At 71.7% G+C, this 19,111-nt stretch carries 15 protein-coding genes; 12 read left to right on the forward strand and 3 right to left on the reverse strand.

Annotated elements, in window-relative coordinates; translation table 11 throughout:
- Positions 1-609: 609 nt before the first annotated feature.
- Positions 610-2,094, reverse strand: coding sequence for a cytosine permease (locus ACZ7EC_RS28710; protein ID WP_471067078.1), 1,485 nt, complete (start codon positions 2,092-2,094; stop codon positions 610-612).
- Between the two features lie 170 nt (positions 2,095-2,264).
- Between ACZ7EC_RS28710 and ftsY the strand changes: the two genes are divergently transcribed.
- Entirely contained in the window at positions 2,265-3,470 is a 1,206-nt protein-coding gene (ftsY, locus tag ACZ7EC_RS28715; protein ID WP_471067079.1) for a signal recognition particle-docking protein FtsY, read from the forward strand.
- Positions 3,471-3,647: 177 nt separating this feature from the next.
- Here the strand turns inward: ftsY and ACZ7EC_RS28720 are convergent, their stop codons facing one another.
- A complete protein-coding gene (locus ACZ7EC_RS28720) occupies positions 3,648-4,310 on the reverse strand; it encodes a bifunctional DNA primase/polymerase (protein WP_471067081.1) in 663 nt (220 codons plus the stop codon).
- Between the two features lie 503 nt (positions 4,311-4,813).
- Between ACZ7EC_RS28720 and nsdA the strand changes: the two genes are divergently transcribed.
- The 6 genes from nsdA (at position 4,814) to ftsH (ending at position 14,516) form a co-directional block, all read left to right on the forward strand.
- The gene (gene nsdA, locus ACZ7EC_RS28725; RefSeq protein WP_471067082.1) at positions 4,814-6,289 is read left to right on the forward strand and encodes a transcriptional repressor NsdA; all 1,476 of its coding nucleotides are present in this window, start codon (positions 4,814-4,816) and stop codon (positions 6,287-6,289) included.
- Positions 6,290-6,562: 273 nt separating this feature from the next.
- Positions 6,563-7,939: an ammonium transporter gene (locus tag ACZ7EC_RS28730; protein WP_471067084.1), complete on the forward strand. Its 1,377-nt coding sequence runs from the start codon at positions 6,563-6,565 to the stop codon at positions 7,937-7,939.
- Positions 7,936-8,274 (forward strand): P-II family nitrogen regulator, encoded by a 339-nt coding sequence (locus ACZ7EC_RS28735; RefSeq protein ID WP_397983805.1) that lies wholly within the window; start codon positions 7,936-7,938, stop codon positions 8,272-8,274. Before ACZ7EC_RS28730 ends, ACZ7EC_RS28735 begins: the two co-directional genes overlap by 4 nt.
- 67 nt (positions 8,275-8,341) lie before the next feature.
- Positions 8,342-10,801 (forward strand): [protein-PII] uridylyltransferase, encoded by a 2,460-nt coding sequence (locus tag ACZ7EC_RS28740; RefSeq protein WP_471067085.1) that lies wholly within the window; start codon positions 8,342-8,344, stop codon positions 10,799-10,801.
- A gap of 99 nt (positions 10,802-10,900) precedes the next feature.
- Positions 10,901-12,454, forward strand: a complete 1,554-nt coding sequence (gene ffh / locus ACZ7EC_RS28745) for a signal recognition particle protein (protein ID WP_471067087.1) — start codon at positions 10,901-10,903, stop codon at positions 12,452-12,454.
- Positions 12,455-12,572: 118 nt separating this feature from the next.
- Positions 12,573-14,516 (forward strand): ATP-dependent zinc metalloprotease FtsH, encoded by a 1,944-nt coding sequence (gene ftsH, locus ACZ7EC_RS28750; protein ID WP_471067088.1) that lies wholly within the window; start codon positions 12,573-12,575, stop codon positions 14,514-14,516.
- A 61-nt stretch (positions 14,517-14,577) separates the two neighbouring features.
- Here ftsH and ACZ7EC_RS28755 read toward each other — a convergent pair whose 3' ends face one another.
- The gene (locus tag ACZ7EC_RS28755) at positions 14,578-15,417 is read right to left on the reverse strand and encodes a methyltransferase domain-containing protein (protein WP_471067089.1); all 840 of its coding nucleotides are present in this window, start codon (positions 15,415-15,417) and stop codon (positions 14,578-14,580) included.
- A 527-nt stretch (positions 15,418-15,944) separates the two neighbouring features.
- Between ACZ7EC_RS28755 and ACZ7EC_RS28760 the strand changes: the two genes are divergently transcribed.
- From ACZ7EC_RS28760 to trmD, 5 genes are all read left to right on the forward strand, one after another.
- Positions 15,945-16,541, forward strand: coding sequence for a hypothetical protein (locus tag ACZ7EC_RS28760; protein ID WP_037654570.1), 597 nt, complete (start codon positions 15,945-15,947; stop codon positions 16,539-16,541).
- A gap of 280 nt (positions 16,542-16,821) precedes the next feature.
- On the forward strand, positions 16,822-17,241 hold the full coding sequence (rpsP, locus tag ACZ7EC_RS28765) for a 30S ribosomal protein S16 (protein WP_145485580.1): 420 nt from the start codon (positions 16,822-16,824) through the stop codon (positions 17,239-17,241).
- Positions 17,242-17,246: 5 nt separating this feature from the next.
- On the forward strand, positions 17,247-17,486 hold the full coding sequence (locus ACZ7EC_RS28770) for an RNA-binding protein (protein WP_029385578.1): 240 nt from the start codon (positions 17,247-17,249) through the stop codon (positions 17,484-17,486).
- 164 nt (positions 17,487-17,650) lie between these two features.
- A complete protein-coding gene (rimM, locus tag ACZ7EC_RS28775; protein WP_471067091.1) occupies positions 17,651-18,262 on the forward strand; it encodes a ribosome maturation factor RimM in 612 nt (203 codons plus the stop codon).
- A complete protein-coding gene (gene trmD, locus ACZ7EC_RS28780; RefSeq protein WP_471067093.1) occupies positions 18,262-19,095 on the forward strand; it encodes a tRNA (guanosine(37)-N1)-methyltransferase TrmD in 834 nt (277 codons plus the stop codon). The genes rimM and trmD overlap by 1 nt, the downstream gene beginning before the upstream one ends.
- Positions 19,096-19,111 lie beyond the last annotated feature (16 nt).

Genomic DNA, 19,111 nt, shown 5'->3' on the forward strand with positions numbered 1-19,111 from the left:
GGTCCGGGGGCGAGGGCTTTCACGCGCCGGTGCCGAGACGGGGCGAGGCGCTGGTCGCGACCTCCGTGAGCGCCTCGGCTGCCGGCCCGGTCGACCAGCCGCTCCTGACCTGCTCGCCGCTCCCGCCGCTCCGGCCCGGCGTCTCGCGACCGGCCGCGAGCCGCTCCGGCGACCGGCTCCCGTCGCCCGCGGCCGGCCCCCTGGCAGCAGGCCCCGGATGTCGGCCGCCGGATGCCCTGGCCAGCGGCCCACGGGGTGAGCGTGGCGAGGCACGCGTAGTGCGTGGTCTCGGTGTGCCGGTCAGCGCCGGGAGGGCGCCGACGGCGGCCTCGTCCGCGACGGGGAGCGCGCCGCCCAGCCCCTCGAACAGCGCGTTCACCTCCGGATACGAGGTGCGCCACCGTGACCGATCGGCCGCGGCTCGTCGCGAGCGACCCCCGCCGCCGGGACACACCAAAACCCCCTCCGGCGCGAGGCGTCGGAGGGGGAGGGTGGCTGACTTACGGCTGACTTACCGTCAGGTGCCGCTCGGAGCTACGGCGTTGAGGCGGGCGACCGACCGCCCTGCCCGCCGCACGAGAACGTCCGCCGAGCCCGCAGGGCGTCCGATCAGACGGCGGCGGTCGCCTGTTCGCCGGTGGGGCTGGGGCTGCTGGTGGGGGCGGACCCGGCCGTCTCCCCGGCGTCCGCCGGAGCCTCGATGCCCGGCTTCGGCAGCACCATGTACAGCACGCCCGAGACCACGATCGTCGCGACCCAGCCGAGGCCGTACTGGCCGATGACGTTGTTCTTGGCCAGCGGACCGGTGAACCAGTCCGAGGTGGTGAACAGCAGGCCCGAGACCAGGCCGATCGCCCAGGCGGCCACGGCGGCGGGGGAGAAGCCGCCCTTGTACCAGTAGGCGCTGGTGCGCGTGGTGTCGGCCATGGCCCGGCCGTCGTACTCCGTGCGCCGCAGCATGTCCGCGCCGAACACGCCGACCCACGCGGAGAACGCGACCGCGAGCAGGGACAGGAAGGCGATGAAGGAGCCCATGAAGCTCGTCGCCACCAGCATCAGCACGCCGCCGAACACCAGCGAGATCACGGCGTTGACCGACACCGCCCAGTGCCGCGGCACCTTGAAGCCGAGGGTCTGCGCGGTGAAGCCCGCCGAGTACATCGACATCGAGTTGATCAGCAGCATGCCGACCAGCGCGATGAACAGGTACGGCACCGCGATCCACGTCGGCAGGATCTTGCCCAGGAAGGACACCGGGTCGGTGGCCGAGGCCAGGTCCGGAGTGGCGACCGCCATCACCGCGCCCATCAGGACCATCGGCAGCACGACCACACCGGCGCCGCCGACCGCCGTACCCACGATCGCCTTGGAGGAGGCCGTGCGCGGCAGATAGCGGGTGAAGTCCGGGGCCGTCGGGATCCAGCTGACGCCACCGGCCGCGATCATGCCGATCCCGGTGATCACCGCGGCCGTGGAACCGGCGCTGTGGTCCATCACCTTCGACCAGTCCGTCTTCACCGCCAGGTAGACCAGGACCAGCACCGAGAAGGCGCCGAAGAAGTAGGTGGCGTACTTGTTGCACTTCTGCACGGCGTTGATGCCGAGCCCGGAGATCGCGAAGGTCGCCACCACGAACACCAGCAGCGTCACCATGTCCAGGACGCTGTTCCCCTTGATCCCGAACAGGATGTCCAGGATGGAGAGCATGGCGTAGGCGCCGGTCACCGCGTTGATCGTCTCCCAGCCCCAGCGGGCCACCCAGATCAGCGAGCCCGGCAGCAGGTTGCCCCGCTGTCCGAACACCGCGCGGGACAGCGCCATACCCGGCGCCCCGCCCCGCTTGCCGGCGATGCCGATCAGACCGACGAGGCCGTACGACACGACGGGCGCCGCGACGGCGACGACCAGCGCCTGCCAGATGTTCAGGTGGTACGCCACGACGAGGCTCGCGCCCATCGTCAGCAGCAGCACGCTGATGTTGGCGCCGACCCAGGTCGGGAACAGCTCACGGGTCCGGCCGGTCCGCTCGTCGTCCGGGACCTGCTCGATGCCACGGGTCTCGAGAGCGCCTTCGGTCTCGACGGTTTTGCTCATGGGGAAAGGTGCCCTAGAGGTGGGGGAAGGGGACGGTCGGACTCTACGCGCGTCAACGCAGCCCGGACCATCGTACTTTGCTCCCACTCCTCGCCAAACGTGGCGTTTGTCTCTCGGAGGATGCCACAAGCCCGGTCCCGGCGGAACCCATGGCCGATACTGGACGCGTTATGGAAACCGTCATCCTTGCTGTAGTCATCGCCGTGGTCGTGCTCGGCGCGCTCGGCGGGCTGATCGTGGGCAGCCGACGCCGGAAGTCACTGCCCCCGCCGCCCCCGAAGGCGCCCGACATCACCGCGCCCCCGGCCGAGCCGCATGTCGGCGAAGAGGCCGAGACGCCGCGCGACGAACCGCGCCGGACGATCGAGGAGGTGGATCTCCCTGGCGGCCCGCCGGTCGCCGTAGAGGAGCCTCCCGTACCCACCGTCGAGGCTCCCGAGATCGAGATCCCGGAGCCCACCGCAGGCCGGCTCGTCCGGCTCCGCACCCGTCTGTCCCGCTCCCAGAACGCTCTCGGCAAGGGCCTGCTCACGCTGCTCTCGCGCGAGCACCTGGACGACGAGACCTGGGAGGAGATCGAGGACACCCTGCTCACCGCCGACGTCGGCGTGCAGCCCACCCAGGAGCTGGTGGAGGGCCTGCGCGAGCGCGTCAAGGTGCTCGGCACCCGCACCCCCGAGGAGCTGCGCGGCCTGCTGCGCGAGGAGCTGCTCAAGCTGGTCGGCACCGATGTCGACCGCACCGTGAAGACCGAGCCCGCCGACCGCAAGCCCGGCATCGTCATGGTCGTCGGCGTCAACGGCACCGGCAAGACCACCACCACCGGCAAGCTCGCCCGCGTCCTGGTCGCCGACGGCCGCAGCGTGGTGCTCGGCGCCGCCGACACCTTCCGTGCCGCCGCCGCCGACCAGCTCCAGACCTGGGGCGAGCGGGTCGGCGCCTACACCGTGCGCGGTCCGGAGGGCGGTGACCCCGCCTCCGTGGCCTTCGACGCGGTGAAGGAGGGCAAGGAGATGGGGGTCGACGTCGTCCTCATCGACACCGCGGGCCGGCTGCACACCAAGACCGGTCTCATGGACGAGCTGGGCAAGGTCAAGCGCGTGGTCGAGAAGCACGCGCCGCTGGACGAGGTGCTGCTGGTCCTGGACGCCACCACCGGGCAGAACGGCCTGGTGCAGGCGCGGGTGTTCGCGGAGGTCGTGGACATCACCGGCATCGTGCTGACCAAGCTGGACGGCACCGCCAAGGGTGGCATCGTGGTCGCGGTCCAGCGCGAGCTGGGCGTGCCGGTCAAGCTGATCGGGCTCGGCGAGGGCGCGGACGACCTGGCGCCGTTCGAGCCCGAGGCGTTCGTGGACGCCCTGATCGGAGACTGAGGGGTAGGTCCATCCTCCCGGCGTGAAGAAGTGCCCGTCCTCGAGGTGCAGTCGAGGACGGGCACTTCGCTCTTTCCGGCCGCCGCCCGTCAGCGCCCGCCGACCGCCTTCTCCCGGCGCCTTCCGGCCGCTGTCTTCCGCGGGTGCCTTCCGGCCGTCGTCCTTCCTGCCGCGGTCTCAGGCCCGCGAGCGCGACCGGTGCGCCACATACGCCAGCGTTCCCAGCAGCAGCCGGGCCGCCGGGGGGCGGGTCGCGGAGTCGAGGGCGGGCGGGCGCAGCCAGCGCACCGGACCCCGGCCGCCCCGGTCGCTGGGCGGTGCGGTGATGTACGCACCCGGCCCGAGCCCGCGCAGATCCAGGGCGCGCGGGTCGTCCCAGCCCATGCGGTACAGCAGCCGGGGCAGCTCGGCCGCGGCGCCCGCCGCCACGAAGAACTGCGCCCGGCCCTCGGGGGTCAGGGCCACCGGACCCAGCGGCAGCCCCATCCGCTCCAGCCGGACCAGGGCGCGCCGGCCGGCCGGCTCGGAGACCTCCACCACGTCGAACGCGCGGCCCACCGGCAGCAGCACCGAGGCGCCGGGGAACTCCGCCCATGCCTTGGTCACCTCGTCCAGCGTGGCCCCGGCCGGCACCTCGGGCGCGAAGCCGAGCGGATGCGCGCCCGGCTCGGCACACTCCGCGAGGCCGCAGGAGCAGGCGCCCGCCGAGGCGCGGGCACCCGGCACCACGTCCCAGCCCCAGAGCCCGGTGAACTCGGCGACGGTGGTGCACTCCGCCGGCCGGCCACGCCGGCGCGTGCCGGAGCGGATCTCGCGAATGCCGCCGATCGTGAAGCCCATGCCCCCTCCAACGGGTCCAGCGCGCCGGTGGTTACGACACGGAACGAGACGGAAGCGGAACGTAACGTTACGGCTCCGCATGCCCCGGCCGTGACGGAACCGGGGCGGCGCTTTGAAGCATGTCGGGTGGCACGCCGTAATCCGCGCGCCCCTTTGCGCATCACTCCGCCCGCTTCCGTGCGTCCTGTGTCAAGTGAATCGCGTGGGACGGACCGCGAGTTCATTCGAAGGGGTGGCGAATGGTGGCGTTTCTCTGATCCGCGTGGCCGAGCCGGTGATCACGGGGTTACTGTGAGTGTGCGAAATCCTCGGGGCACATGCGCCCCTGGGTATGCCGGGGGCAACCCGGAAGCGACTCGGCGGTAACCCGAAATGGTTCCGAGAACGGCTCGGTATCGCGTTCGAAGACTGGGAACCGGGGGACGCCGGGCGGTATTTACCGGCATTCTGATAGGGCTTGGCGCACTCGGGCGGCAAGAGGTCTCAGGGATGGGGGCGTTCCAGTGGGCGGCAATGGCGGAAGCGGGACAAACGCTGACAAGCGCCCCAATGAGCTGCTCGGCTCGTGGTTCGTGCGCAGCGGCTGGTCCAAGGGCGAGCTGGCCCGCCAAGTGAACCGCAGGGCCCGCCAGTTGGGTGCCAACCACATCTCCACCGACACCTCCCGCGTGCGCCGCTGGCTGGACGGCGAGAACCCGCGCGAACCGATCCCGCGCATCCTCTCCGAGCTGTTCTCCGAGCGCTTCGGCTGCGTGGTCTCCATCGAGGACCTGGGCCTGCGCGCCGCCCGCCAGTCGACCGCCGCCTGCGGTGTGGACCTGCCCTGGACCGGCCCGCAGACCGTCGCCCAGCTCGGCGAGTTCTCCCGCAGCGACCTGATGCTCGCCCGGCGCGGCTTCCTCGGCACCTCCCTCGCGCTCTCCGCGGGGCCTTCCCTGATCGAACCCATGCAGCGCTGGCTCGTGCCCACCCCCGGCACCCCGGCCGCGCCCGCCCCCGAGCCCGCCGCCGACTCCCGCCGGCCCGGCCGCCTGTCCAGGCCGGAGCTGGACCTGCTGGAGTCCACCACCCGGATGTTCCGCCAGTGGGACGCCCAGTGCGGCGGCGGCCTGCGCCGCAAGGCCGTCGTCGGCCAGCTGCACGAGGTCACCGACCTGCTCCAGGAACCCCAGCCCGAGGCCACCACCCGCAAGCTGTTCAAGGTCGCCGCCGAACTGGCCGAACTGGCCGGCTGGATGTCGTACGACGTCGGGCTCCAGCCCACCGCGCAGAAGTACTTCGTCCTCGCGCTGCACGCGGCCAAGGAGGCCGGGGACCGGCCGCTCGGCTCGTACATCCTCTCCAGCATGAGCCGCCAGATGATCCACCTCGGCCGGCCCGACGACGCCCTGGAGCTGATCCACCTCGCCCAGTACGGCAGCCGCGACTGCGCCGGACCGCGCACCCAGGCCATGCTGTATGCGATGGAGGCCCGCGCCTACGCCAACATGGGCCAGCCCGGCCGGACCAAGCGCGCGGTGCGGATGGCCGAGGACACCTTCGCCGAGGCGGAGGAGTGGGACGAGCCGGACCCCGACTGGATCCGCTTCTTCTCCGAGGCCGAGCTGTACGCGGAGAACTCCCACTCCTTCCGCGACCTCGCCTACCACGCGGGCCGCAGCCCCGCCTACGCCTCCCTCGCCGAGCCGCTGATGCGCCGCGCGGTGGACCTGTTCGCCAAGGACGGCGAGCACCAGCGGTCGTATGCGCTCAATCTGATCGGCATGGCCACCGTGCATCTGCTCCAGGGCGAGCCCGAGGCCGGCACCGAGTTCGCCTCGCGGGCGATGACCGTGGCCAAGAAGGTCCGCTCCGAGCGCGTGAACACCCGTATCCGAAAGACGGTCGGCGCGGCCGTGCGGGACCACGGCGATCTCGCCGCCGTGGTCGATCTCGCCGAACAGCTCGCCGTCGACCTCCCCGAGTCCGAGGCCGTCTGACCCGGACCCCGCCCCGAAACCCCGGCCGCGGCCGGACCTCCCGAACCGCCCGACTCGGCTCCCCCAACGCCAGGTCATCGAGAGGCCCGCGCCGCGGCCGGTTCATGCACGCGTAACACACGGGTCGTCTTCGTCACCCCGGTGAAACAACGAGTGGCCTCCGTGGAAACGGTGCTCCGTCAGTCTCTGGCGCATACCCGGCCCCCACACCACCCCACCGGACCGCTGGGGCACCGCCCGCAGGGGGGCGCCCCGATCGACGAGGAGACGCCGATGGCCCCAGCCATCATGCTTGCGGCGGACGCACCCAAGCTGTCGTCCGCCAATACAGGCTTCATGCTCATTGCTTCCGCCCTGGTGCTGCTCATGACGCCGGGCCTGGCCTTCTTCTACGGAGGCATGGTCCGGGTCAAGAGCACGCTGAACATGCTGATGATGAGCTTCATCAGCATGGGCATCGTCACCATCCTGTGGGTGCTCTACGGCTTCTCGATGAGCTTCGGTACGGACCACGGCTCCCTGATCGGCTGGTCCTCCGGCTACGTCGGCTGGACCGGCATCGGCAAGACGGACCTGTGGCCCGGCTACACCATCCCGGTCTTCGTCTTCGCCGTCTTCCAGATGATGTTCGCGATCATCACACCGGCCCTGATCAGCGGCGCCCTCGCCGACCGGGTGAAATTCAGCGCCTGGGCCGTCTTCCTCGTGCTGTGGGTCACCCTGGTCTACTTCCCGGTCGCGCACTGGGTCTGGGGCGCCGGCGGCTGGGCCTACAAGCTGGGCGTGATCGACTTCGCCGGAGGCACGGCGGTCCACATCAACGCCGGTGCCGCGGGGCTCGGCGTCATCCTCGTCATCGGCAAGCGCGTCGGCTTCAAGAAGGACCCGATGCGCCCGCACAGCCTGCCCCTGGTCATGCTCGGCTCCGGTCTGCTGTGGTTCGGCTGGTTCGGCTTCAACGCCGGCTCCTGGCTCGGCAACGACGACGGCGTCGGCCCCCTGATGTTCGTCAACACCCAGATCGCCACCGCCGCCGCCATGCTCGCCTGGCTCGGCTACGAGAAGATCCGGCACGGCGCCTGCACCACCCTCGGCGCCGCCTCCGGCGCGGTCGCCGGCCTCGTCGCCATCACCCCCTCCGGCGGCGCCGTCACCCCGCTCGGCGCGATCGCCGTCGGCGCCATCGCCGGTGTCGCCTGCGCCGCGGCCGTCGGACTGAAGTTCCGCTTCAACTACGACGACTCGCTCGACGTCGTCGGCGTCCACATGGTCGGCGGCATCATCGGCTCCCTGCTCATCGGCTTCTTCGCCAGCGGCAAGGGCCAGTCCGCCGCCACCGGCGTCTTCTACGGCGACCACTCCTTCACCCAGCTGTGGAAGCAGTGCGCCGGCGTCGGCGCCGTCCTCGCCTACTCCCTGATCGTCTCCGCCGTCCTCGCCTTCCTCCTCGACAAGACCATCGGGATGCGCGTCACCCAGGACGAGGAGGTCTCCGGCATCGACCGCGCCCAGCACGCCGAGAGCGCCTACGACTTCAGCGGCGCCGGCGGCGGCGTACTCGGCTCCGCCCTCTCCGCCGCCGCAGGCAAGCGGCCGGAGAATCAGGACGACAGCAAGAGCGGGAAGCAGACCAAGAAGGTGGACGCATGAAGCTCATCACGGCCGTCGTCAAGCCGTACCGGCTCGACGAGATCAAGGAAGCCCTTCAGTCCTTCGGCGTCCACGGACTGACGGTCACCGAGGCCAGCGGCTACGGTCGGCAGCGGGGCCACACCGAGGTCTACCGCGGCGCGGAGTACACCGTCGACCTGGTTCCCAAGATCCGCATCGAGGTCCTCACCGAGGACGACGACGCCGAGGAACTGATCGAGACCATCGTCAAGGCGGCCCGCACCGGCAAGATCGGCGACGGCAAGGTCTGGTCGGTCCCGGTCGAGACGGCCGTACGCGTCCGTACCGGGGAACGCGGCCCGGACGCCCTCTGACGCCTCTGACATCTGGCCTGGAAACCCAGGTCGGACCCTGGAAACCGAACGGAACGGGAGTCGCCGGGTGACGGGAACGGATGAGCGGACAGCGGCCGAAGGCCCGGAACCCAGCGGCTACGCGGCGGCCCGGCTGCGCCTCCTCACCGAGGGGGCGCGGACCGGGCCGCCGCGCCGCGCCGCCCTCGCCGAACTGACCGACGGCTGGCTCGCCGCACTGTTCACCGCCGCGGCCGGCCCGTCCCGCAGCATCTCCCTCGTCGCCGTCGGCGGCTACGGCCGCGGCGAGCTGTCCCCGCGCAGCGACCTGGACCTCCTGCTGCTGCACGACGGCTCCGACCCCGCCGCGGTCGCCGCCCTCGCCGACCGCCTCTGGTACCCGGTCTGGGATCTCGGCCTCGACCTCGATCACTCCGTGCGCACCCTCGCCGAGGCCCGCAAGACGGCCGGCGAGGACCTCAAGGTCCAGCTCGGCCTGCTGGACGCCCGCCATCTCGCCGGCGACCTCGGCCTGACCGCCGGACTGCGCACCGCCGTCCTCGCCGACTGGCGCAACCAGGCCCCCAAGCGGCTGCCCGAGCTGAACGAGCTGTGCGACGAACGCGCCGACCGGCAGGGCGAGTTGAGGTTCCTCCTGGAGCCCGACCTCAAGGAGGCCCGCGGCGGTCTGCGCGACGCCACCGCGCTGCGCGCCGTCGCCGCCTCCTGGCTCGCCGACGCCCCCCGCGAGGGCCTGTCCGAGGCCCGCCGCACCCTGCTCGACGTCCGCGACGCCCTCCATCTGAGCACCGGCCGCGCCACCGACCGGCTCGCCCTCCAGGAACAGGACCAGGTAGCGGCCGAACTGGGCCTGCTCGACGCCGACGCCCTGCTCCGGCAGGTCTACGAGGCGGCCGGCGTCATCTCCTACGCCGGTGACGTCACCTGGCGCGAGGTGCGGCGCGTGCTGCGCTCACGCGCCGTACGCCCGCGGCTGCGCGCCATGCTGGGCGGCGGGAAACAGGTGGCCGAGCGGTCCCCGCTGGCCGAGGGCGTGGTCGAACAGGACGGTGAGGTGGTCCTCGCCCGCGCCGCCCGCCCCGAACGCGACCCGGTGCTCCCGCTGCGCGCCGCGGCCGCCGCAGCCCAGGCCGGCCTGCCGCTGTCCCGGTACGCCGTACGGCGCCTGGCCGCGACCGCCCGCCCGCTGCCCACCCCCTGGCCCGCCGAGGCCCGCGAACAACTGGTCACCCTGCTCGGCTCCGGCCGCCCCACCGTCGAGGTCTGGGAGGCGCTGGAGGCCGAGGGGCTGATCAGCAGGCTCCTCCCGGACTGGGAGCGGGTCCGCTGCCGCCCCCAGCGCAACGCCGTCCACATCTGGACCGTCGACCGCCACCTGATCGAGACCGCCGTCCGCGCCGCCGCCCTCACCCGGCACGTCCACCGCCCCGACCTGCTCCTCGTCGCCGCGCTCCTGCACGACATCGGCAAGGGCTGGCCCGGCGACCACTCGGTGGCCGGCGAGATCATCGCCAAGGACGTGGCCACCCGCATCGGATTCGACCCCGAGGACGGCGCCGTCCTGGCCACGCTGGTCCGCCACCACCTCCTGCTGATCGACACGGCCACCCGCCGTGACCTGGACGATCCCGCCACCGTCCGCTCCGTCGCCGAGGCCGTCGGCACCCAGGGCACCCTGGAACTCCTGCACGCCCTCACCGAGGCCGACGCCCTCGCCACCGGCCCCGCCGCCTGGTCCACCTGGCGCGGCTCCCTCGTCGCCGACCTGGTCCGCCGTGTCGGCGCGCTGCTCGCGGGCGAGGTGCCGGACGAGCCCGCGCCCACCGCGCCCACCGCCGAGCAGGAACGCCTGGCCATCGAGGCGTTCCGCACCGGCGGCCCGGTGCTCGCCGTGCGCGCCCGCAGCGAGCCGGTCGCCGCCGAGGAACCGCCCGGCGTGCCCGAACCCCTCGGCGTCGAGCTGCTCATCGCCGTACCCGACCAGAGCGCCGTGCTGCCCGCCGTCGCCGGGGTCCTCGCCGTGCACCGGCTCACCGTGCGCACCGCCGAGCTGCGCACCCTGCGGCTGCCGCGGGACGTGCACGACGGCGACGGCCCGGTGCTGCTGCTCGACTGGCGGGTCGCCGCCGAGTACGGCTCGCTGCCCGAAGCCGCCCGGCTGCGCGCCGACCTGGTGCGCGCCCTGGACGGCTCCCTCGACATCGCCGGCCGCCTCGCCGAGCGCGACGCCGCCTACCCGCGGCGCCGGGGCCTGCTCGCCCCGCCGCCGCGCGTGACGGTGGCCCCCGCCGCCTCCCACCACGCCACGGTGATCGAGGTCCGCGCCCAGGACGCCCCCGGCCTGCTGCACCGCATCGGCACGGCCCTGGAGAAGGCGGGCGTCCGGGTCCGCAGCATGCACGTCTCGACCCTCGGCGCCAACGCGGTCGACGCCTTCTACGTGACGACGGGCACGGGCGAGCCGCTGCCGGAACAGGACGCGGCCTCGGTGGCGAGGGCCCTGGAGGAGACCCTGCGGACGCCGTGACGCGTACCGGGAATGCGACGGGCGGGGACTGATGCCCTGCCGGGCCGGATACCCTGGAGGGCAGCCCAGATCCCTCCGACCCCGAGGACCGACGCCACCGTGTTCGATACCCTCTCCGACCGCCTCAGCGCGACTTTCAAAAACCTCCGCGGCAAGGGCCGGTTGTCCGAGGCGGACATCGACGCCACGGCACGCGAGATCCGCATCGCGCTCCTCGAAGCGGACGTGGCCCTTCCGGTCGTCCGCACGTTCATCAAGAACGTCAAGGAACGTGCCCTCGGCGCCGAGGTCTCCAAGGCGCTGAACCCCGCCCAGCAGATCGTCAAGATCGTCAACGACGAGCTCGTGACCATCCTCGGTGGCGAGACCCGGCGCCTGCGCTTCGCCAAGCAGCCGCCCACCGTGATCATGCTCGCGGGTCTCCAGGGTGCCGGTAAGACCACCCTCGCGGGCAAGCTCGGCCACTGGCTGCGGGAGCAGGGCCACTCCCCGCTGCTGGTGGCCTGCGACCTCCAGCGCCCCAACGCGGTCAACCAGCTCAGCGTGGTCGCCGAGCGCGCGGGCGTCGCCGTGTACGCGCCGGAGCCGGGCAATGGCGTCGGCGACCCGGTCAAGGTCGCCAAGGACTCCATCGAGTTCGCGAAGTCCAAGGTCCACGACATCGTGATCGTGGACACCGCCGGCCGTCTGGGCATCGACCAGGAGATGATGCAGCAGGCCGCGGACATCCGCGACGCGGTCTCCCCGGACGAGATCCTCTTCGTCGTCGACGCGATGATCGGCCAGGACGCCGTCAACACGGCCGAGGCGTTCCGCGACGGCGTCGGCTTCGACGGTGTGGTCCTCTCCAAGCTCGACGGCGACGCCCGCGGTGGTGCCGCGCTGTCCATCCGGCAGATCACCGGCAAGCCGATCATGTTCGCGTCGAACGGCGAGAAGCTGGACGACTTCGACGCGTTCCACCCGGACCGGATGGCCTCCCGCATCCTCGACATGGGTGACCTGCTCACCCTGATCGAGCAGGCGGAGAAGACCTTCAGCCAGGAAGAGGCCGCCAAGATGGCCTCCAAGCTGGCGTCCAAGAAGGGCCAGGACTTCACCCTGGACGACTTCCTGTCCCAGATGGAACAGGTCAGGAAGATGGGCTCGATCAGCAAGCTGCTCGGCATGCTCCCCGGCATGGGCCAGATCAAGGAGCAGATCCAGAACATCGACGAGCGCGACGTCGACCGCACCGCCGCGATCATCAAGTCGATGACCCCGGCCGAGCGCCAGGACCCGACGATCATCAACGGCTCCCGCCGCGCCCGTATCGCCAAGGGCTCCGGCGTCGAGGTCAGCGCCGTGAAGGGCCTGGTCGAGCGGTTCTTCGAGGCCCGCAAGATGATGTCCCGGATGGCTCAGAGCGGCGGTATGCCCGGCATGCCGGGGATTCCGGGCATGGGCGGCGGCCCCGGCCGGCAGAAGAAGCAGCAGAAGAAGGCCAAGGGCAAGCAGCGCTCGGGCAACCCGATGAAGCGCAGGCAGCAGGAGCTGGAGGAGGCCCAGCGCCGCGAGGCCGCCGCGGCCCAGGCCGGCAACGCCTTCCAGCTGCCCCAGCAGGGCTCCGAGGAGTTCGAGCTGCCGGACGAGTTCAAGAAGTTCATGGGCTGACAGTCGTACGACATGGCCGTATGACATGACGGCTGTACGACGCTGAAGGGCGCTCCCTGTTTCCAGGGGGCGCCCTTCACCATGTGCCGTGCGCCGGTATCTGCCTTAACGTCCCTATATGAGCAACGCGCCGCCCCCGCGCCAGGACCCGGAGCAGCCGTGGCGCGCCGAGGGCACCCCCGACGGGCCCCGGCGGTCCGGTGGGGGAGGACTCCGGGGCGGGAAGTGGTGGGGGCTCCTCGTCACCGCGGTGATCGTCTTCCTGCTGGCCTATTTCGGCCTGAACTACCTCGGCCAGGCCAATCAGCCGACGATCTCCTACACCGAGTTCAGCCGGCAGGTCTCCGAGGGCAATGTCGCCACGATCTACTCCAAGGGCGACGCCATCCAGGGCCAGTTGAAGACCGCCCGGAGCAATCCCGAGGGCGGCGGCCGGTACACCCGGTTCAAGACGCAGCGCCCCGCCTTCGCGGACGACCGGTTGTGGCAGAACCTGAGCAGTCATGGCGTCACGGTGACCGCCCGGCCGGTGGTCCAGGAGCGCAGCTTCGTCTCCAATCTGCTGCTCTCCCTGATTCCGATCCTGGTCCTGGTCGCGGTGTGGGTCTTCTTCGCCCGGCGGCTCGGCGGCGCGCTGCCCGGCGCGGGCGGTCTGTTCGGCCGCCGGGCGCCGCCCAAGCCGGTGGGGCCCGAGCCCGACTCCAGGCGCACGACGTTCGCGGACGTGGCCGGGATCGACGAGGTCAAGGGCGAGCTGGACGACGTGGTCGACTTCCTGGAGCACCCGGACGCCTACCGCAGGATGGGCGCCAAGCTGCCTCGGGGCGTGCTGCTCGCGGGGCCGCCCGGCACCGGGAAGACGCTGCTCGCGCGGGCGGTGGCGGGCGAGGCCGGGGTGCCGTTCTTCTCGGCCTCGGCGTCGGAGTTCATCGAGATGATCGTCGGCGTCGGCGCGTCGCGGGTGCGCGAGCTGTTCGCGGAGGCCCGCAAGGTGGCGCCGTCGATCATCTTCATCGACGAGATCGACACCATCGGCCGGGCGCGCAGCGGCAGTACGGCCATGAGCGGGCACGACGAACGCGAGCAGACGCTCAACCAGATCCTCACGGAGATGGACGGCTTCTCGGGCTCGGAGGGCGTGATCGTCATCGCGGCGACCAACCGCGCCGACATCCTGGACCCGGCGCTGACCCGTCCCGGCCGCTTCGACCGGGTGGTCACGGTGGCCCCGCCGGACCGTGCGGGCCGTGAGGCGATCCTGCGGATCCACACGCGGGACGTGCCGCTGGAGCCGGACGTGGATCTGGCCCGGCTGGCGCGCACGACCCCCGGTATGACGGGCGCGGACCTCGCCAACCTGGCCAACGAGGCGGCGCTGCTCGCGGTCAAGCGGGGGCAGGACCGGGTGACCGGCGCGAATCTCTCCGAGGCGCTGGAGAAGGTCCAGCTGGGTGCCGAGCGGACCCTGGTGATGCCGGAGGAGGACCGGCGGCGTACGGCGTACCACGAGAGCGGCCACGCGCTGCTCGGCATGCTCCAGCCGGGCGCGGACCCCGTTCGCAAGATCACCATCGTGCCGCGCGGCCGGGCGCTCGGGGTGACGATGTCCACGCCCGAGGTGGAGCGGTACGCCCATTCGGAGGAGTATCTGCGCGGTCGGATCATCGGTGCGCTGGGTGGCATGGCCGCGGAGGAGGTCGTCTACGGCGTGGTCACCACGGGCGCGGAGAGCGACCTCGAACAGGTGACGAACATCGCCCGCGCGATGGTGGCCCGCTGGGGCATGAGCGAGCGGGTCGGCCGGCTGTCCGCGCTGCCGAGCGACGCCCAGCAGGCGTACGGGCTCGCGGCGGCGCCGGGCACGCTCGATGTGATCGACGCCGAGATGCGGCGGATCGTGGACGACTGCTACGGGGAGGCCCTGCGCAAGCTCCAGGACCATCGCGGCCAGCTGGACGCGCTGGCGCGGGCGCTGCTGGAGCACGAGACGCTGGAGGAGGCGGACGCGTACCGCATCGCCGGGATCACCCGGCTCGCCAAGGGCCCTGAGGAGGCACGGTGAGCCGGGCCCGCCGGGACCACCGGGCAGGTCGGGTCCGCGGGGTCCGGCGGGCGCACCGGGTTCAGGGGACGCGCGCGATCAGATAGCGGAAGACGTTGGGCATCCAGACCGTGCCGTCGGCGCGGCGGTACGGGTGCAGGGCCTCCGTCAGCTCCTTGTCGACCTGCTTGGCGTCGGTCGCCGCGATCGCCGCGTCGAACAGACCGGTGGACAGCAGTCCGCGCACCGCGCTGTCCGGGCCGGCGTATCCGAACGGGCAGGAGACCCGCCCGGAGCCGTCCGGGCGCAGCCCCGCCCGCTGGGCGGCCTCCTCCAGGTCGTCCCGCCGGGCCGGGCGCCAGCCGCCGGTACTGCGCAAAGGATCAGCCAGTTTCGCCGCGACGCGGAGCACGCTGGAGGTGGTGCAACGTTCCTGCGGACCCCAGCCGGCGAGCACCACGGCGGTTCCGGGGGCGGTGCGGGGGAGGGCCCCCGCGAGCAGGGCGGCGAGTTTCTCGGGGTCGCCGGAGGGGCAGCGGATCGGGTCCAGTGCGGTGATCAGGTCGTACGACCCGGCGGTTCCGGTGTCCGCGGGCGTGCCGTGTCCGAGTTCCGCGCGCGGGGCGCCGCCGTCCGGTGGCCGCAGCCGCTCGCGGGCGAGGGCCAGCAGTTCGGGGGAGGAGTCGGTGCCGGTGACGGCGGCGCCGCGGGCGGCCGCCAGGAGAAGGGCGAGGCCGGAGCCGCAGCGCAGGCCGAGCAGACGGGTGTCCGGGCCGACGTCGAGCCGTTCGTACACGGCTTCGTGCAGCGGGACGAGCATCCGTTCCTGGATCTCGGCCCAGTCGCGTGCGCGTGCCTCCGTTTCCTCGTGGGCTGTGGGTGCCACGTGCGGCGGATACCGCCGTACGAGCGAAGCTGTCATGGATAAGCGCCCCCATCCGCCGACGGTTCGCCGCTGTGTCCGGTTGGTGTGGCCCCCGTGCCCGCCGCCCTCGCGACGACTCACGTATGCCAGGTAACCCCCGCCTCGCGGTGCCGTCCAGGGGTCGAGGGCGCCTGCTTGGCCCCAGTGGGCCGGTGTGGCGAGAATTCACATCCCGGCAACCCCGCTGTGCTTACGGTGATCACACCGGAGGGCGGCCCGGTGCCGAGGGGCGCGGTCGCGCACGGTAACGTCGCGAGCGTCACGGGCGCCGACCGGGACGGGGCCCGGCGCCGAGAGCGGCCGAATCGCCTCTTGCGCCGCCGCGGGCCATCGTCGTGACAGGGTCTACTGGGCGAATCGTAGTGCCACCTACGCACCGGCTTGTGATGAGCTGTGAGCCTTCCTCCGCACATCGGCGCACGCGCCCTCGTCAGGACGCATCAGTGCCAACTGACGGGTACGTGCAAATTATTTGGGATGCCCCGGAATAGGAACACAGCGTGCCCTCCGCTCGTTGTCATTACGTGAGCACGACACAGACACCACCTGTTCTCGCCGCAGAGCTGGCACAGGCGTGGGCCGACATTCAGCGGTACCACCCCGATCTGCCGGATCTCGCCGCGCCAGAGTCCTTGATCGGAGAGTCGTCCTCCGCCTGCGGACACGAACTCTCCTTCGAACGGCTGCTCCATGAGGCAGTCCACGGCATCGCCGCCGCGCGCGGGGTCCGCGACACCTCCCGTGCCGGCCGCTACCACAACCGACGGTTCCTCTCGATCGCCGAGGAGCTGGGCCTGGACCACCCCGAGGAACCGCATCCCAGCAGCGGCTTCTCCCTGGTCACGCTCAACCCCGAGGCGAAGCGGCGCTACCGCCCGACCATCGAACGCCTCCAGCGCGCCCTCAAGGCGCACTCGGCGGCCACCACGGAGGACACCTCCCGCACCTTCCGGGGGCCCGCCGCCCGCCATGGATCCTCCGGCGGCGGCGTCCGCGTCAAGGCCGTCTGCGACTGCGGTCGCAACGTCCGCGTGGTCCCCTCCGTCCTCGCCCAGGCCCCCATCGTCTGCGGCGGCTGTGGCAAACCCTTCCGCATCCCGGAAATGTCAGGCGCCGCCTGATCCTCCACACCGGCATCTCGTGGGTGCCGGACCCCACACCGCGACCCCGTACCGCGCCCGTCGGCACCCCAGGCCGGCGGGCGCGGGCAGCGATCCCGCGGGTCTCGAACCCCGGCCCGGAGGGGTCCGCCGGGTATGGCAGAATGGATGGCTGTACTCGACAGCCGCACAGGACCCCTCTCTCCTCCGGCTGACGCGTCCGTCGGGCACACGGGTACCGCAACCCCACGCGGCAACGCGCCGTGCCCCACCCACGTCAAAACCAGGAGATTCCACTCCCGTGGCAGTCAAGATCAAGCTGAAGCGTCTGGGCAAGATCCGTTCGCCTCACTACCGCATCGTCGTCGCCGACTCCCGTACCCGCCGTGACGGCCGGGCCATCGAGGAGATCGGCAAGTACCACCCGACCTACAACCCGTCGGTCATCGAGGTGGACGCCGACCGCGTGGCGTACTGGCTCGGCGTCGGCGCCCAGCCGACCGAGCCGGTCCTCGCCATCCTGAAGAAGACCGGCGACTGGCAGAAGTTCAAGGGCGAGCCGGCTCCCGCGCCGCTGCTCGTCGCCGAGCCCAAGCCGGCCCGCCCGTCGTTCGACGCCCTCGGTGGCGACGACGACGCCAAGGGTGAGGCCATCACCCAGAAGAAGAAGGCTGAGAAGAAGGACGAGGCCGCGGCTGAGTCCGAGTCGACCGAGGCCTGAGCAGCATGCTCGAAGAGGCGCTTGAGCACCTCGTGAAGGGCATCGTCGACAACCCTGACGATGTGCAGGTCGCCTCGCGCAACCTGCGCCGCGGGCGCGTGCTGGAGGTCCGGGTACACCCCGACGACCTCGGCAAGGTGATCGGTCGCAACGGCCGTACCGCGCGCGCTCTGCGTACCGTCGTGGGCGCCATCGGCGGTCGCGGTGTCCGCGTCGACCTGGTCGACGTGGACAACGTCCGCTGACGCTTCATCGCAACCGGCTCGGGCCGGGGAGGGCCACTCGGCCGTCCCCGGCCCGCAGTCGTATCCGGAGTCGTACACCGCAGTCGTACGAGTCGTACAACGCAGTCGTACAACACAGTCGTACGAGCAGGACACGCGCAGCAGATGACAGGAGAATTGGAACGGTGCAGCTGGTAGTCGCACGGGTCGGCCGTGCCCATGGCATCAAGGGCGAGGTCACCGTCGAGGTACGTACCGACGAGCCGGAGCTGAGGCTGGCCCCCGGCGCCGTCCTCGCCACGGATCCCGCGTCGGCGGGGCCGCTGACCATCGAGACGGGCCGCGTCCACAGCGGCCGGCTGCTGCTGCGCTTCGCGGGCGTCACCGACCGGACCGGCGCCGAGGCCCTGCGCAACACCCTCCTGATCGCCGACGTGGACCCGGAGGAGCTGCCGGAGGGCGAGGACGAGTACTACGACCATCAGCTCATGGACCTGGACGTGGTCACCGAGGACGGCGTGGAGGTCGGCCGGATCACCGAGATCTCGCACCTGCCCTCGCAGGACCTGTTCATCGTGGAGCGCCCGGACGGCTCGGAGGTCATGATCCCCTTCGTGGAGGAGATCGTCTCCGAGATCGACCTGGAGGAGCAGAAGGCCGTCATCACGCCCCCGCCCGGCCTGATCGACGACCGCGCCGAGATCGCCTCCAGCCGCGAGCCGGAGGATGCGGAGCGGGCGGAGGACCGGTCGGCGGAAGACCAGCCGAAGGAAGACCAGCCGGGGGAAGACGCGTAATGCGCCTGGACGTCGTCACCATCTTCCCCGAGTACCTGGACCCCCTGAACGTCTCGCTCGTCGGCAAGGCCCGGCACCGCGGGCAGCTCGCCGTGCACGTCCACGACCTGCGCGCATGGACGTACGACCGGCACAACACGGTGGACGACACGCCGTACGGCGGCGGCCCCGGCATGGTCATGAAGACCGAGCCCTGGGGCGACGCCCTCGACACCGTCCTCGCCGACGGCTACGAGACCGGCGCCCATGCCCCCGCGCTGATCGTCCCCACCCCGAGCGGCCGGCCCTTCACCCAGGAACTCGCCGTGGAACTCTCCGAGCGGCCCTGGCTGATCTTCACACCGGCCCGCTACGAGGGCATCGACCGGCGTGTCTTCGACGAGTACGCCACCCGGATGCCCGTCTACGAGGTCTCCATCGGGGATTACGTCCTCGCCGGCGGCGAAGCGGCCGTCCTCGTCATCACCGAGGCCGTCGCCCGGCTGCTGCCCGGCGTCCTCGGCAACGCCGAGTCCCACCGCGACGACTCCTTCGCGCCCGGCGCCATGGCAAACCTCCTGGAAGGCCCCGTCTACACCAAGCCGCCCGCCTGGCGCGGCCGGGACATCCCGGACGTGCTGCTCAGCGGCCACCACGGCAAGATCGCCCGCTGGCGCCGCGACGAGGCCCTGCGCCGTACGACCCTCAACCGGCCCGATCTGATCGAGCGCTGCGACCCCAAGGCCTTCGACAAGAAGGACCGCGAAATGCTGTCCATCCTGGGCTGGGAACCGGACCCGGACGGTCACCGGTACGGCCGATTTTGGCGCCGGGCCACCGGCATGGAAGAATAGGCCGCTGCTGTGCGCC

The sequence above is a fragment of the Streptomyces sp. NPDC037203 genome (assembly GCF_055605065.1).

What these genes read in the sequence shown, in the direction of transcription:
- ACZ7EC_RS28710 (WP_471067078.1), bottom strand. Translation starts at nt 2,094, where the DNA reads ATGAGCAAAACCGTCGAGACCGAAGGCGCTCTCGAGACCCGTGGCATC.
- ftsY (WP_471067079.1), top strand. Translation starts at nt 2,265, where the DNA reads ATGGAAACCGTCATCCTTGCTGTAGTCATCGCCGTGGTCGTGCTCGGC.
- ACZ7EC_RS28720 (WP_471067081.1), bottom strand. Translation starts at nt 4,310, where the DNA reads ATGGGCTTCACGATCGGCGGCATTCGCGAGATCCGCTCCGGCACGCGC.
- ACZ7EC_RS28730 (WP_471067084.1), top strand. Translation starts at nt 6,563, where the DNA reads ATGGCCCCAGCCATCATGCTTGCGGCGGACGCACCCAAGCTGTCGTCC.
- ACZ7EC_RS28735 (WP_397983805.1), top strand. Translation starts at nt 7,936, where the DNA reads ATGAAGCTCATCACGGCCGTCGTCAAGCCGTACCGGCTCGACGAGATC.
- ftsH (WP_471067088.1), top strand. Translation starts at nt 12,573, where the DNA reads ATGAGCAACGCGCCGCCCCCGCGCCAGGACCCGGAGCAGCCGTGGCGC.
- ACZ7EC_RS28755 (WP_471067089.1), bottom strand. Translation starts at nt 15,417, where the DNA reads ATGACAGCTTCGCTCGTACGGCGGTATCCGCCGCACGTGGCACCCACA.
- ACZ7EC_RS28770 (WP_029385578.1), top strand. Translation starts at nt 17,247, where the DNA reads ATGCTCGAAGAGGCGCTTGAGCACCTCGTGAAGGGCATCGTCGACAAC.
- trmD (WP_471067093.1), top strand. Translation starts at nt 18,262, where the DNA reads ATGCGCCTGGACGTCGTCACCATCTTCCCCGAGTACCTGGACCCCCTG.